Below are 13,109 nucleotides of genomic sequence, written 5' to 3' on the forward strand. Positions count from 1 at the left end.
CGCTGATCGCCGCCGCCGGCGGGGTCCTCGGCGCGCGGGCCGGGTGCGGGCCGTCGGGGTCGGGCCGGTCGCCCGGCCAGGAGGCGGTCGTGCCGGTCATGGAGCCGTCCTGCCGGTCAGGGGGCGGATGCGGCGGCCGCCAGCCGGGACAGGGCGCGGGAGGTGGCCAGTACGGAGGCGAACGCGGCCACCAGGGTGGGGTGGTAGACCACGTCGAACACGTCTGTGGCGTCGCCCTCGGGCATCTCCCGGACGGCGGGCATGGCGCCGTCGGGCTGCTGGGCGGCGGCGAAGCCCTCCCAGGCACGTGCGTCGAGGGTGGGGCGGGGCAGACAGGCGTCGACCACGAGCAGTTCCCCGAGCAGGTCCCAGCGGCGCAGGTCCAGCCAGTCGTCGAGCCACACCGGCAGCCAGGTGCCGAGGTAGCCGGCGAGGGCGGGCGGCAGACCGTCCGGGTCCTCGCCCCAGTCGGTGAGGTGGAAGACGCAGTGGGTGATGTCGTAGCCGATGTGCCCCTCGACCGTCCAGGGTTCGGGCCGGCGGCCCAGCCAGGTCGCGCCCACGACGTCCGCCTCGGGCGGCCGGGGCGCCAGCCCGAAGCGGCGCTCGAAGGCGGACAGTCCCAGCCGCCGGGTCGGGCTCAGCTCGTGCGCCGCCCAGCTGTCGAGGCGGTGGTTGAGGGCCACGGCCCGCTCCAGTTCGGGCTGGCTGTAGCCCAGCTCCTTGAACGGCAGGTACACCTCGAACGGGACGGGTGAGAGCGGCTCCGTCCGCTGGCCGCGCACCAGCATGCGGCCGCCGTCCAGGGTGTCCCGCCAGGCGTGGTCGAGCAACTGCCGGGCCAGCTGGGCCTGCTGCGAGCCCGCGACCCCTTCGCGGAACAGGACCTTGCAGATCAGGGCCAGTTCACCGACCGGCTTGAAGCGTTCCAGGAAGCCGATCTCGGGGTCCGCGTCGGGTTCCAGCCGGAAGCCCTCGCGATGGGTCCACAGCCACTCGATGGCACGGACGCCGACGTCGTGGATCAGGCCGGTCCCGGTCATCCCCGTACTCCTTGTCCGCCGTGCCGTTCCGGTACGCCCCACGGGTCCCACGGGTGCCGCGGGTGCCGCGCCGGTCCGCCGTCGCCGTGGAGCGGCGGCGAGCCGTGGCCTGGGCCCCGACCGTGCGGGCGGCCGAGGGTGAGGGCCGCCGCGAAGGCCGCCATCAGGGTGGAGTGGTAGGTGCCGGCGAAGTACCGGCCGGCTCCCTCCGCGGACCTCTCGTCCGCCGCCGGGCCCTCGCCCTGCTCGGGCAGGGCGCCGGTCGTGTGCTGTGCCGCCGCCGTACGGTCCCAGGCGTCCCGCAGCGTCGCCGGGTCGAGCGGCCGGGGCAGTGTCGCGGCCACGGCGAGCAGCTCGCAGGCCAGGTCCCAGTCCCGGGCCTCCAGGCAGGAGTCGAGCCAGGGCGGCAGCCAGTGCGCCAGGTAGGAGGCCAGGGCGGGCGGCAGTCCGTCGGCGCCGCAGCCCCAGTCGGTGAGGTGGAAGACCACGTGGGTGAGCTGGTAACCGGAGGAGCGCTCGAAGGTCCACGGCTCGGACAGTCCGCCGAGCCAGGTGCGCGCCACGGCCTCCGGGCCCGGCTCGGGCGCCCGCATGCCGCTGCGCCGCTCGGCCATCCGCACCCCGAGCCGGCGGGTGGGCTGCTGCTCGGTGAGCTGCCAGCCGCGGGTGCGGGCCACCGCGGCGGCGGCCGCCTCGTAGCCGGGGTGCCGCAGGCCCGCCGAGGCGAACGGGGCGTACACCTCCAGCGGATAGGTGGCGAACGGCTCCAGTCGCTGGAGCTGGAGGAAGAGCGCGCCGTGACGGGTCTGCCGCCAGGCGAACGCCAGCAGATCGGTGACCGTCGCGTACACCGGGTCCGTGGGCGCGGTCCGCCCGCGCACGCTCACGCACACCTGGGCCAGTTCGCCCAGGGGCTTCCAGCTGTCGTTCACCCGGCCCTCGGGGGCGAGCGCGTCCTCCCCCAGCACGAACTCCTCGCGGTGCGCGGTCAGCCAGGCCAGTGCGGCCTCCTCCACCTCGCGCGCCCGGTGGACGCCCGCGCCCGTCACACCGGCGCTCCGGCCCGCATCAGCTGCGCCGCCCGCACCTGGAGGGCCACCCGCTGGTCGTCGCCGCCCATCAGCGCCACGAAGTCGAGTCCGCTCTCCAGACCGAGTGTGTCCGGCACCCCCTCCAACAGGGTGAGCCAGCGTCCCGCTCCCGCCGCCTGCAGCCAGTCCCTGCGGCGCACCGCGCGGACGAAGCCCCGGGCCACGTCGACGGGACGGCCCCGGGCGACGCGGGCCACCGCGCTGTCCTCGCTACCGGGCACCGCCAGCGGCGCCAGGACCGCGAGCTGGTGGGTCAGCACCTGCCAGGTGACGTCCTCGAGCCAGCCCGCGTCGGGCTGGACGTCGGCGGCGCCCGCGGACGGGCCGGCGCCGCCGCCCGGCGGGTCGATCCTCCGCAGCGCGCGGGTCATGCCCCAGTGGCTCCACAGCAGGGTGGGCGCGGCGCCGGAAGCGGGCGGATAGGCCGCCATGGCCCGCCTGAACAGCGCGAGTCCGTCCGCGCCGGGCTCCAAGCGCAGCAAGGCGTGCGGCAGGAGCGCGTCGGCTCCCAGCACCCGCACCGCCGCGAGGGCGAGGTCGCCCGCTCCGTCGTCGGCCGGGGACGGGCACCAGGTGCCGGACTCGCGGGTGTGGTCCCCGCCCCGTAGGGCGGAGACCACACCGGAAGCGAGGTCCTGCACCGCGCCCTGCAAGAGGGTCGTAGTGCCTGACTGCTTCATTCAGCTGCTCCCGTCGACGTCGGTCCCGTGCTCGTCAGTCACTTCTTCGGGCGCGGGGTCGGCGGCGACAGCAGGAGCTTGCCCTGCCCTTCGAGCAGGGCGAGGGCTGCGCACTCACGGCTGTCACGGAAGACGCCGTCCGTTTCCACGGGGTCGAGCGCCGCTTCGATATCGGCATCCTGAATGCCGGTGACTTCGGTGATCACGTTCTCGGTGGCAGACATACCATCGCCTCCTTCGGGGGCTTTGCCGAGTACCCTCTGGTCCCAGTTTGAACGCATATGCTCCGAAGTCGCAAAATGTCCGCTTCAAGACGTCCGTCGCCCGCCCGCTCACCCGGTGCCCTCGCGGCCGCGCCCCGGCGCGACGCGGAACATCCGCCCGGGAGCCGTTCCCCCACATCACATTCGCGTCACGCCACCTTTCGAGCCGGAGACCCGGGGCACCCGGTGATGCGTTCGCAATGAGGGGTGGGCCGACGTGATCATCATCGTTGCCGTCCTGCTGCTGCCCATGATGGGAGGGCTGCTGCTCGGCATGACCTGGTGGGAAGAGCGCCTGTTCGACAGGGCAGGCCCACGGCGCCATGCCCGCGCACGGCACCATCTGCGGCTGATACGCGGCGGACGGGACGCGCGGGAGAGCACGGTGCCCGTTCCGGCGGCTCCGGCAGCGCGACGCGGGGCCGCCTGAGGGCGGCGCCGACGGGCGGCGGGACACGGACACACTCGAGGAGCCGGCAAGCACCGGCTCCTCGAGTGTGTCGGCCGTCCGCCCGGCCCGGCTCGGTCGAGTCCGGTCCGGCTACGGGCCTTCCACCCGGCGGCGGTCCTGCTCGTCCCACGCCCGGGTGTCCCGCGGCTCGGCGTACGGCTCCTCGTCCGCCGGGTGGCCACCCGCGATCGCCCGCTGCCGGGCGATCTCCGCGTCGAACTGCAGGCCCAGCAGGATCGCCAGATTGCTGATCCAGAGCCAGACCAGGAAGACGATCACACCCGCCATCGTGCCGTACGTCTTGTTGTACGAGGCGAAGTTGGCGACGTAGAACGCGAACCCGCCCGAGGCGACCAGCCAGATCAGCAGGGCCAGGAAGCTGCCCGGCGAGATCCACCGGAAGCCCCGCACCTTGGCGTTGGGAGCGGCCCAGTACAGGATCGCGATCATGAAGGTGATCAGGAGCACGAGCACGGGCCACTTGGCGATCGACCACACCGTCAGCGCCGTGTCCCCGATGCCCAGCGCGGCACCGGCCTCCCGGGCGATCCCGCCGGTGAACACCACGATCAGCGCGCTGACCACGGCCAGCACCATCAGCAGCAGGGTCACCCCGAGGCGCACCGGGAGGATCTTCCAGATCGGGCGGCCCTCGGGAATGTCGTACACCGCGTTCGAGCTGCGGATGAAGGCGGCGACGTAGCCGGACGCCGACCACACCGCCAGCACCAGACCGACGACCGCCATCACGGAACCGATGCCGGCGTTGCCCTGCAACTGCTCGACGGCGTCCATGATGATGTCCCGGGCCGACCCCGGGGTGAGCTGCTGCAGGTTGTTCATGACCTCGTCGGTGGCGGACTCACCGGCGATGCCCAGCATGGAGACCAGGACGAGCAGCGCGGGGAACAGCGCCAGCACGCTGTAGTACGTCAGGGCGGCGGCGCGGTCGGTCAGCTCGTCGTCCTGGAACTCCTTGACCGTCCCCTTGAGCACCGCCATCCACGAGCGCTTCGGCAGGTGGAGGGGTGTGTCGGGGGCCCGCTCCTCCACCTCCGGATCCGGTCCCGCGCGCTCCGCGTCGTCACGGTCCGCGGCGCCGGTGTCCGCGACGCCACCGCCCGTGGTGTCCCTGCCCGCGGTGTCCCTGCCTGCGGTGTCACCGTTCGCGGGGGTACGCGGCTCCGGGTCCGCCTCGTGCTCCCCCCGCTCGCGTTCTTCCTGGTGACGCCTGTGTACGAGTTTCGTCAGCCGAGCCATAGGCGGGCGAGTATCCCGCCGACACGGGTTCACGCGCGGCGGATCCGGGCCGGGCGGCCGGGAGAGCGCACGACGTCACGGCAGGATGGAGTCGACGTAACCGCCGTCCACGCGCAGCGCGCCCCCGGTGGTGGCCGAGGCCTGGTCGGAGGCGAGGTAGACGACCATGTTGGCGATCTCCTCCGGCTCGATCAGGCGCTGCAGCAGGGACTGCGGCCGGTGCTCGCGCATGAAGACGCGCTGGGCCTCGTCCCAGGGCAGCTCGCGGTCGACGAGTTCGTACACGAAGTCCTCGACGCCTCCGGTGTGGGTGGGGCCCGCGATGACGGAGTTGACCGTGACGCCGGTGCCGGCCGCCTGCTTGGCGAAGCCCCGGCTCACCGCGAGCAGCGCCGTCTTGGACATGCCGTAGTGGATCATCTCGGCGGGGATGACGACCGCCGAGTCGCTGGCGATGTACTGGACGCGGCCGAAGCCACGCTCGGTCATCCCGGGGAGGAAGAGGCGGGTGAGGCGCACCGCCGCCAGGACGTTGACCTCGAAGTAGCGCCGCCACTCGTCGTCGGTGATGTCCAGCGGGTCCTTGGCGCCGAAGATGCCCAGGTTGTTGACGAGGATGTCCACCTCCGGCAGTTCCTCCGCCACCCGGCTCGCACCCTCCTCGGTGCTGACGTCCGCGGCGACCGGCACGAACGCACCCCCGGGCACGTCCCGTGCCAGTGCGGCGACGGCCTGCTCCACCCGCTCGGGAGTGCGGCCGTTGACGGCCACCCGTGCGCCCGAGCGGGCGAGTCCGGCGGCGATCGCGGCGCCGATGCCCTGGGTGGAGCCGGTGACCAGGGCGGTACGGCCCTGCAGATCGATGTTCATGGTGGCGTCACGGTCCTTCCGCTTACGTACTGTCTCTCGTTGTCTTCCGCTGTCCCTCGCGCCGACGTCGACTTTAATTGCACACGCGGCTTACCCGCAAGCGATGCCATCATGCGTGCACATATTTCAACGTCTCCTGTTCCCGAGGTAGGGACTTTGTAAGGGACCTGTGTAGGCTCCAGTGTCTTCAGAGCACCATTGAGGGGGGATTTCCTCATGCGCACGTCTTATGTCATAGCCACGGCCGTCGCCGTCGGCTCACTGGTCACCCTGGCCCCGCCCGCGCAGGCCGCCGAGTACTCCTCGGCGTTGAAGGTCCGCGGCGTCCAGTACGACGCGCCCGGCCGTGACTCCAACAGCTGCACCAAGGGCAACACCCATCAGGAGTACCTGACCATCAAGAACTACTCGCGTTCGGCGAAGGTCAACCTGAAGGGCTACGTGGTCAAGGACGCCGCCGGCAACCGCTTCGTCTTCAAGGCCAACCACCACCTCGAGCCGGGCGACTACGTGAAGCTCCGCGGCGGCCGCGGCACCGACTCCGACAAGAAGAACGTCGTGTACCGCAACAACTGCAACTTCCTGTGGAACAACGACAAGGACACCATCTACCTGTACAAGCCCTCCGGGGCCCGGGCCGACGTGCACTCCTACACCAAGGCCCGCAACGACCGTGACGGCAACGGGTACATCACGTTCCACAAGTGACCGGGCGCCGGGGCAGCCGGCACCGGGCATGACGAAAGCGGCGACCGGATCCGCGAAGGGCGGGTCCGGTCGCCGCTGCCGTGCGCTCCGGTGCGGTGCGGGGTTACATGGCACCGCGCCTGATGTGCCGCAGCAGCAGGAAGCCCGCGATCAGCAGCGCCGCCCCGGCCGCGGCCGGCCACAGCTGCGCACCCGTCTCGGCGAGCCCGCCGCCCGTGACCGTCTGCGGCTCGGTCCGCGCACCCGCGACCTGGTCGCCGTCACCGGTGGTGGTGGACGGCTGTTCCGTGGCCGCCACCTCCTGCGCGGGCGAGGCCGACGCGAGGACCTCGGGCGCCTTCTCGGCACCGCCGCCGTCCACCGGAGCCTCGTCCACGGTGTCGCCCGCGGCGGGAGCGGGATCGGCCTGCCCCGGCGCACCGGCGGACGGCTCGGCCGTGACGCCCTCGTCGCCGTTGTCGTTGTCGCCGTTGTTGTTGTTGTCGTCGTTGCTGTTGTCGTTGCTGTTGTCGTTGTTGTCGTTGTTGCCCTCGCCGGCGCCGGCGCCGTTGCCACCGTTGTCTGCGTCACCGGCACCGTTGTCACCGGCGCCGCACTCCCGTCCCTCGTTGATGCAGGCGACCATCTCCCGCATCAGGTCCTCGTCGAAGACGTTGATGAAGTCGCCGTGGTCGGTGACGGGCTTGTGCAGCTGCTCGGGGAAGGAGTCCACCGCGAACAGCGGGGTCGTCCGGCCGCCGTCCTCCAGGCTCGGCGCCTCGACGTCGTAGACGATCCGCTGCACCAGCTGCGGTATGGCCTGGAAGCCGTTGCCGCAGTTGCCCTGGGCGTCGGCGAACGCCACGTGGGTGCGGTGGTTGGCGCTGTCGATGTTGCGGCCGTCCCAGCAGCTCTGGAACTTGAAGGTGCGCACCACGTCACTGCCGTCGGGGCAGAGCGGGTACTTGTCCTTCAGCTGGCGGTCCTCGAAACCGGTGCAGCTCCACGAGGCGTTGGCGTTGGCCGTGCCGTTCACGAACGCCTTGGCGTCACCGGTGATGATGCGCAGCAGCCGCGGCATCTCGACGACCTCGCCGCGCGGGTTGCCCACGAACGTCATCTCGGCCTGCTCGGGCGTGACGATCTCGCCGGCGTTGCCCTCGATGCCGCCGCCGGGCGCGTCGGCGTCCTGCTCCTGCGTGCCGTTCTGCAGGCGCAGGACGGGCCAGAAGTAGGAGGACCGGTCGCCCTGGTCCACGCAGGTCGTCTCGCCGTTCGCGAGGTCGTCGTCGCTCGCGAAGGCGTCGTTGGCCTGGTTGCCGACGTAGTCGTGGAAGTGGTGGGCGCCGTTGGAGACGCCGGGGGCCACGATCACGTTGTCGGAGTTGAACAGGCCGTTCGCGTTCACGCCGCACTCGGTGGTGAAGGTGCCGCGGGAGGCGCCGTCCTCCTGGGCCGGCTCCTGCGCGTCGGGCTGGACGGTGGTGATGTCGACGAAGTCCGCGGCGACCGGACCGTTGCCGGCCTGCCCGCCGTTGCCCTCCTCCTGACCGTCCTGACCGTCCTGACCGTCCTGGCCGTCCTGGCCGTCCTGACCGGCGCCGTCGCTCTGCCCGTCGCCCTGGTTCTGCCCGTTGCCGTCCTGTTCCTGCCCGTTCCCGTCCTGTTCCTGCCCCTCCTGGGCGTCGCCGCCGTCCTGGTTGCCGGAGGCGCGCAGGGTGCACTGAGCGAGGGAGTCGAGGCCCTGGGGGCGTTCCTCCTCGCGTCCGATGGCGAGGGCGATCCGCTCGATCGTGGCGGCCCGCTTCTCCTTCAGCGGGTTCATGATCGCGGAGTCCGCGAAGCCGCTGTCCTGCTGCAGGGCCTGCGTCGAGTCCTGCAGTCGCTGGTAGGCCTCCGCGATCTGCTGGTCCAGGGCCGCCAGTTCCCTGTCGACCTCAGCCCTGGCCGGGTCCGGTACCGACGTCAGCCGGTCGCCGACGTCCGGGCAGTCGATGGTGGCGGCGCCCGACGCCAGGGCCTGGTCGGCACGGGTCTGACCCGGCTGTGCCGAGCCGGTCTCGGAGGCCGTGGCGTACACGTTCGCCGCCATGAGCCCCCCTCCGCCCAGCATCAGCGCGACCGCCGCCAAGGTCGCACGTCGTGGGCCCGTCGGGCGTCTGCGGCTGTTGCGTGCCAAGGGAGTACTCCTACGCTTCGTCGTCGGTCGGCATGACAATCCCCCGGCCGCCTATACGCGGCGGCGCCCCGGTGCGTTCATCCCGCCCCACTGTTTTCCCGGCGCCTCACACACGCGGGCGCACGGGCCGTGGCGGGGCGTGTGCGCAACGGCCGCCCGCCCGATCGGCGTTGACCAGCGCCGACACCGCGCCGTACCGCACATGTGCGCAGGTGGGGAACCCGGTGCCGGACGGGCCCCCACACCCGTGGACCTGACTCGGGGTGAGAGGATGGTGACCGTGGTGAGGCCGTTGCCCCGCCGACGAGGTGAGGCACCAGACCCGAGGAGCATCCCGACTCGTGCACGACGCACCGATCTACGCCCAGCTGATACGGGAGCGTGGCGACATTCCGCTGCAGACCCGCGAGGAAGCCCGTCGCATCCAGCGGGAGCTCGACCGCGTCCTCAACATGGACGTCACGGGCCTCCCGCCGAGGCCCGCCGCTTCGTCGGCCCCGGCCCTGCCGCCCGCGCCGGGCGCCCACCCCAACGGCGGCTGGTTCACCTGAGGAACACGGGCGCGGTCACGGCGGTGCCGACCCGGTCGGTGCCCGCGGACGTTCCGGACATGCCGTGGGCCCCCGTCCCAGAGGACGGGGGCCCACGGTGAGACCTACGCGAGAAGTGCCGCGTCAGCGGCGGAAGGCGTCCTTCGTCTTCTCCTTGGCCTGACGGGCGTCACCCTTCGACTGCTCCGCCCGGCCCTCCGCGGTCATCCGCTCGTTGCCCACGGCGCGTCCGACCGTCTCCTTGGCCTTGCCCTTGGCCTGCTCCACCTTGCCCTTGGCCTTCTCGTCACCAGCCACAGATCTTCACTCCATCAGTGGTCGACTATGCGTTGCTGCATCGGGTGACCGATCCCGCCGCACTCAAACCCGGGAAGTGGGCCTGCCGCCCCCGGCGCGTGTCGGCGTGGAGCGCACGGGAACCCGTCCGGCCCGCACCCGCCCACACGCACGAGGAGGCCGAGGTGTCCGAGTTCGAGATGACGAAGACGGTGGCGGCACCGGCACGCACGGTGTTCGCGGAGGCCAGTGATCTGAGCGAGAGCAGCCGGTGGATGTCGCCCTCGTTCCACTTCCGCGTCGAGGAGCCGCCGGCCGTGACGGTGGTCGATCCGCCGGAGCACCGCGGCGAACCGGCCCTCGTCCGGGTCGAGGAGGACCAGATGCGCGTCGAGTGGGGCACCCGCGGGTCCGGCCACTACGCCGGGTGGCTGCAGGTGGAGGGGACGGAGGAGGCGCCCAGCGAGGTGATCGTCCACCTGTCGTTCTTCGACGAGGACCAGGCACCGCCGCGCCGGGCGGTGGAGGACGCCCTGCGGCGCAGCCTGGACCGGCTCGGCGAGATCGTCGAGGGCGCCGACCGGGACTGACGCGGCGCTCCGGGGAACCCGGCGTGCATGAACGCACACGAACACCACCCGTCCGGCTCCGTCACCGACCGGGAGACCGTCGAACGCCTCGTCCCCCGCTGGCTGCGGGAGACCGCCGAGCACGACGCCGAGGCCGCGCGGGAGGCGCGCGGCGGCTGGGAGCGGGGCGCCCTGTCGTCGGACGCCGCGCAGGACCTCGCCACCTGGGTGACGGCCCGCGTCACGGACACCGGCTTCAACGAGGACGAGGGGCCCGTCGTCGACGGGCCCCTCCGCATCACCCCGGCCGACAAGGACGCGGTGCACCGCTGGCTCGCCGCTCAGGGCCATCCGGTGTGACCGTGGGCCGTACCCGGGCGGCGGGCACCCGGGTACGGCCACCCGTTCAGCCGTCCGCCGGCTCCGACGGTTCCGACGCCGCCGCGGCGGCCGCGGCCTCGGCCTCCGCCGCGGCCTCGGGGTCACGGTCCGACACCGGCCAGAAGTACGGCAGTTCCTCCGGCACCCCGGCGAACAGCGGCGCGTAGTAGTCCGGGTCCTTGCGGACGAGCGCCGACCGGTGACTGATGTGCAGTGCCGGTTCGCCCAGCCAGGGCGGCAGTTCCCCGGCGGCGGCCAGCTCCTCCTGGGTGCGCACCTGCGCCCCGGGCCGGTACGCGGCGAGGTCGGCCACCAGTTTGGCCGCACAGCTGTCCTGGTGCCCCTGGTCCCGCCAGACGTGGCACATCTGGAGGCCGTAACGGACCAGCGCCTCCTCGTACCCCTTCCACATGCGGACGGCCGGATGGCGGCGCCAGCCGTACCCCGGGACCGTCAGGCCGCGGAGCACCTGGAGCGTCTCCACCCGCTGCTTGCCCAGCCGGCGCATGTCGAGGGCGAGGGCCGACTCCGTGAAGTCGGCATGGGTCAGGAATGTCTGCATGGTCTTGTCCGTACCGCGCCGTCCCGGATCCGTACCGCGCCGCCCCGGAAGCGGCGCGTCATCGCCGCTCGCCGTCGCCGGGGCCGGCGCTGCGGTCCCCCGTCCGGTCACGGCGGGTCAGCAGGGACTGGACGCGCGTCAGCGAGGGCCGGGCGAGGTGCCCGCGCAGCGCGGCGCGCGCGGCGTTGGCGCCCGGCGCCCCGTGCACCCCGCCGCCCGGATGGGCACTGGCCGACGCCAGGTAGAGGTGCTTCACCGGGGTCTCGGGGCGTCCCGTACCCGGCACGGGGCGGAAGACGAGCTGCTGGTGCATGGCGGTGGTACCGCCGTTGATGGCGCCGCCGTGCAGGTTGGCGTTCATGGACTGCAGCGTCGACGGGGCGAGGATCCGGCGGGCGCGGATCCGGGCGCGGAAGCCCGGGGCGAAGCGCTCGACCTGCTGCTCGACCCGGTCGGCGAAGACTTCCCGCTCCTTGTGGTCCCAGGTCCCCGACAGTCCCTCGCCGCCCGCGTCGCCCCTGACCTCGTGCGGCACGTGGGTGTAGGCCCACGCGGACTCGGTGCCCTCGGGCGAGCGGGTGGGGTCGGCCGTCGTCATCTGCCCGAACAGCGTGAACGGCCGGTCCGGGATCTGGCGCATGGCGACCTGGGCGGCGAACCGGGTGAGCTCGTCGACCCCGTCCGCCAGGTGCACCGTGCCCGCCCCCGCGGCCTCGGGGGCCTGCCAGGGGACGGGACCGTCGAGCGCCCAGTCCACCTTGAAGGTGGCGAAGTCCCACTCGAAGCGCCGGATGTCGGCCAGGACCTGCGCGGGCAGGTGGGCACTGTCCACCAGGCCGCCGTACAGGGCTGGGGCGGACACGTCCGCGAGGACGGCGCGCCGGGCCCGCACCGGTTCGCCGTCGGCGGTCCACACCCCGACGGCCCGGCCCTGCCGGACCTCGACGCGGGAGACGCGGGTCCCGCACCGCAGCACACCGCCGCGCTCCTTGAGCCGGCGGACCAGCGCCTCGGTGAGGGCGCCCGAGCCGCCCTCGGGGACGGGGAAGCCGTACGTCTGGCCCAGCATGGACATCAGCCAGCCGAAGCCGCCGCTGCCCGCGGCCTCCGGTGCCAGGTCGGCGTGGAGGGCGTTGCCCGCCAGCAGCAGTCTGCCGCCCTCACCGCGGAACTCCTCCTCGCCCAGGCGTCTCACCGGCAGCACCAGCGATCGGGCCAGCCGCAGCCCGCCGGCGGCGTGCAGCCGGGTGGCGAGTCTCGCCGTCGCCCGCACCGGCGGGAAGGGGGTGAACAGCGCCTTCACGATGTCGGGGCGCAGCCGTTCCCAGACGTCGTGCAGGTCGCGCCACGCGGCGCCGTCCCCGTCGGCGAAGACGTCGAGGGACGCGGCCGTGTCGTCGAGGTCGCGGCCGAGCACGGCGCAGCGGCCGTCGGACACGGGGTGGGCCAGGACGCGCGGCGCGTGGCTCCAGCGCAGGCCGTGCCGGTCCAGGCGGAGCCGGGCGAGCACCGGCGACGCGGCGGCGAGCGGGTAGAACGCGCTGAAGAGGTCGCTGGTGAAGTCGGGGTCGACGCCCTTGTCGTGGCGGACCGCTCCTCCCGGCTCGTCCTGTTCCTCCAGTACCTCGACGCTCCACCCCTCGTCGGCGAGGAGATTGGCCGCGACGAGACCGTTGGGACCGGCTCCGATCACCACGGCGTCCGGCATGATCACTTCCTGTTCCGTCGTACGGGTGGCTTGGGTGCGGGGTGGCGGGGGCGGCCGGTCATGAGGCGCCGACGGGCGCGGCCGACCGGCCGGAGAGGGGCTCGCTCTCGCACACGTCGGCGAGCCGCTTGAGCATGGCGCGGTGCCGGATCGTGATGAACGCCTCCAGGCCGACGTTGTGCAGCGCCCCGCCCACGCCGCTCAGCGGGTGCTCGTCGATGACGACGAGGGTGTCCTCGCCCCAGGGGCGCACCTCGATGGCGATGCGTGCGGTGCCGAGGGGGCCCGCCTGGGCCTCGAGGCCGAGCTCCCGGCCCTCGTCGCAGAACCGGACGACCGTCTGGTTGTGCAGGGTGAGGGGACCGGTGCGGACCTCGTACCGGAGCGCGGAGCCCACCTCGGGCCAGTGGCCGCGCACCGGGTGGGACTCGGCCGTGCCGACGACCCATTCGGCGTAACGGTCGCCGTCGGCGAGAACGGCCCAGACGTCCCGGGGACTTCGCCTGATCAGTCGGTGGCGAGCTGCCAACGGTGCCTC

Annotated in this window: 16 protein-coding genes; 5 read left to right on the forward strand and 11 right to left on the reverse strand. The window is 72.7% G+C overall.

Annotated features, from left to right (window positions below):
- Window positions 1-116: 116 nt before the first annotated feature.
- From UW392_RS58955 to UW392_RS58970, 4 genes are read right to left on the reverse strand one after another with little or no spacing between them, the layout of a single operon-like run.
- Window positions 117-1,043 carry a DUF6895 family protein gene (locus UW392_RS58955; RefSeq protein WP_320783742.1) on the reverse strand — a complete coding sequence of 309 codons (927 nt, stop codon included), beginning with the start codon at window positions 1,041-1,043 and terminating at the stop codon, window positions 117-119.
- Window positions 1,040-2,092 (reverse strand): DUF6895 family protein, encoded by a 1,053-nt coding sequence (locus UW392_RS58960; protein ID WP_320783743.1) that lies wholly within the window; start codon window positions 2,090-2,092, stop codon window positions 1,040-1,042. The genes UW392_RS58955 and UW392_RS58960 overlap by 4 nt, the downstream gene beginning before the upstream one ends.
- On the reverse strand, window positions 2,089-2,814 hold the full coding sequence (locus UW392_RS58965; RefSeq protein ID WP_320783744.1) for a hypothetical protein: 726 nt from the start codon (window positions 2,812-2,814) through the stop codon (window positions 2,089-2,091). Before UW392_RS58965 ends, UW392_RS58960 begins: the two co-directional genes overlap by 4 nt.
- Before the next feature lie 38 nt (window positions 2,815-2,852).
- Entirely contained in the window at window positions 2,853-3,038 is a 186-nt protein-coding gene (locus tag UW392_RS58970) for a hypothetical protein (protein ID WP_320783745.1), read from the reverse strand.
- Between the two features lie 256 nt (window positions 3,039-3,294).
- Here UW392_RS58970 and UW392_RS58975 point away from each other — a divergent pair, with 256 nt between their 5' ends.
- On the forward strand, window positions 3,295-3,507 hold the full coding sequence (locus UW392_RS58975) for a hypothetical protein (RefSeq protein ID WP_320783746.1): 213 nt from the start codon (window positions 3,295-3,297) through the stop codon (window positions 3,505-3,507).
- Window positions 3,508-3,618: 111 nt separating this feature from the next.
- Here the strand turns inward: UW392_RS58975 and UW392_RS58980 are convergent, their stop codons facing one another.
- Both UW392_RS58980 and UW392_RS58985 read right to left on the reverse strand, forming a co-directional pair.
- The gene (locus tag UW392_RS58980) at window positions 3,619-4,788 is read right to left on the reverse strand and encodes a YihY/virulence factor BrkB family protein (protein ID WP_320783747.1); all 1,170 of its coding nucleotides are present in this window, start codon (window positions 4,786-4,788) and stop codon (window positions 3,619-3,621) included.
- 75 nt (window positions 4,789-4,863) lie between these two features.
- The gene (locus UW392_RS58985) at window positions 4,864-5,658 is read right to left on the reverse strand and encodes an SDR family oxidoreductase (RefSeq protein WP_320783748.1); all 795 of its coding nucleotides are present in this window, start codon (window positions 5,656-5,658) and stop codon (window positions 4,864-4,866) included.
- A gap of 216 nt (window positions 5,659-5,874) precedes the next feature.
- On the opposite strand from UW392_RS58985, the gene UW392_RS58990 reads away from it, so the two are divergent.
- Entirely contained in the window at window positions 5,875-6,366 is a 492-nt protein-coding gene (locus UW392_RS58990) for a lamin tail domain-containing protein (RefSeq protein WP_320783749.1), read from the forward strand.
- A gap of 103 nt (window positions 6,367-6,469) precedes the next feature.
- Here the strand turns inward: UW392_RS58990 and UW392_RS58995 are convergent, their stop codons facing one another.
- Complete coding sequence (locus tag UW392_RS58995) at window positions 6,470-8,437, reverse strand: DUF1996 domain-containing protein (RefSeq protein ID WP_320783750.1); 1,968 nt, start codon at window positions 8,435-8,437, stop codon at window positions 6,470-6,472.
- Between the two features lie 428 nt (window positions 8,438-8,865).
- Here UW392_RS58995 and UW392_RS59000 point away from each other — a divergent pair, with 428 nt between their 5' ends.
- Complete coding sequence (locus tag UW392_RS59000) at window positions 8,866-9,075, forward strand: hypothetical protein (protein ID WP_320783751.1); 210 nt, start codon at window positions 8,866-8,868, stop codon at window positions 9,073-9,075.
- A gap of 123 nt (window positions 9,076-9,198) precedes the next feature.
- On the opposite strand, the gene UW392_RS59005 is transcribed toward UW392_RS59000, so the two are convergent.
- The gene (locus tag UW392_RS59005; RefSeq protein ID WP_320783752.1) at window positions 9,199-9,372 is read right to left on the reverse strand and encodes a CsbD family protein; all 174 of its coding nucleotides are present in this window, start codon (window positions 9,370-9,372) and stop codon (window positions 9,199-9,201) included.
- A 164-nt stretch (window positions 9,373-9,536) separates the two neighbouring features.
- Between UW392_RS59005 and UW392_RS59010 the strand changes: the two genes are divergently transcribed.
- The gene (locus tag UW392_RS59010) at window positions 9,537-9,941 is read left to right on the forward strand and encodes an SRPBCC family protein (protein WP_320783753.1); all 405 of its coding nucleotides are present in this window, start codon (window positions 9,537-9,539) and stop codon (window positions 9,939-9,941) included.
- 27 nt (window positions 9,942-9,968) lie between these two features.
- The gene (locus UW392_RS59015; protein WP_320783754.1) at window positions 9,969-10,280 is read left to right on the forward strand and encodes a hypothetical protein; all 312 of its coding nucleotides are present in this window, start codon (window positions 9,969-9,971) and stop codon (window positions 10,278-10,280) included.
- 46 nt (window positions 10,281-10,326) lie between these two features.
- Here UW392_RS59015 and UW392_RS59020 read toward each other — a convergent pair whose 3' ends face one another.
- Genes UW392_RS59020 through UW392_RS59030 form a run of 3 tightly spaced genes read right to left on the reverse strand, consistent with a single transcriptional unit; the run spans window position 10,327 to window position 13,100 of the window.
- Complete coding sequence (locus UW392_RS59020) at window positions 10,327-10,863, reverse strand: MSMEG_6728 family protein (RefSeq protein WP_320783755.1); 537 nt, start codon at window positions 10,861-10,863, stop codon at window positions 10,327-10,329.
- Window positions 10,864-10,921: 58 nt separating this feature from the next.
- Window positions 10,922-12,571 (reverse strand): NAD(P)/FAD-dependent oxidoreductase, encoded by a 1,650-nt coding sequence (locus tag UW392_RS59025; protein ID WP_320783756.1) that lies wholly within the window; start codon window positions 12,569-12,571, stop codon window positions 10,922-10,924.
- Window positions 12,572-12,629: 58 nt separating this feature from the next.
- Entirely contained in the window at window positions 12,630-13,100 is a 471-nt protein-coding gene (locus UW392_RS59030; protein ID WP_320783757.1) for an SRPBCC family protein, read from the reverse strand.
- Between the last annotated feature and the right edge of the window lie 9 nt (window positions 13,101-13,109).

The organism is Streptomyces sp. CRN 30, from assembly GCF_034105845.1.

What these genes read in the sequence shown, in the direction of transcription:
- UW392_RS58965 (WP_320783744.1), bottom strand. Translation starts at nt 2,814, where the DNA reads ATGAAGCAGTCAGGCACTACGACCCTCTTGCAGGGCGCGGTGCAGGAC.
- UW392_RS58980 (WP_320783747.1), bottom strand. Translation starts at nt 4,788, where the DNA reads ATGGCTCGGCTGACGAAACTCGTACACAGGCGTCACCAGGAAGAACGC.
- UW392_RS58985 (WP_320783748.1), bottom strand. Translation starts at nt 5,658, where the DNA reads ATGAACATCGATCTGCAGGGCCGTACCGCCCTGGTCACCGGCTCCACC.
- UW392_RS58955 (WP_320783742.1), bottom strand. Translation starts at nt 1,043, where the DNA reads ATGACCGGGACCGGCCTGATCCACGACGTCGGCGTCCGTGCCATCGAG.
- UW392_RS58970 (WP_320783745.1), bottom strand. Translation starts at nt 3,038, where the DNA reads ATGTCTGCCACCGAGAACGTGATCACCGAAGTCACCGGCATTCAGGAT.
- UW392_RS58990 (WP_320783749.1), top strand. Translation starts at nt 5,875, where the DNA reads ATGCGCACGTCTTATGTCATAGCCACGGCCGTCGCCGTCGGCTCACTG.
- UW392_RS59025 (WP_320783756.1), bottom strand. Translation starts at nt 12,571, where the DNA reads ATGCCGGACGCCGTGGTGATCGGAGCCGGTCCCAACGGTCTCGTCGCG.
- UW392_RS59015 (WP_320783754.1), top strand. Translation starts at nt 9,969, where the DNA reads ATGAACGCACACGAACACCACCCGTCCGGCTCCGTCACCGACCGGGAG.
- UW392_RS59020 (WP_320783755.1), bottom strand. Translation starts at nt 10,863, where the DNA reads ATGCAGACATTCCTGACCCATGCCGACTTCACGGAGTCGGCCCTCGCC.
- UW392_RS58995 (WP_320783750.1), bottom strand. Translation starts at nt 8,437, where the DNA reads ATGGCGGCGAACGTGTACGCCACGGCCTCCGAGACCGGCTCGGCACAG.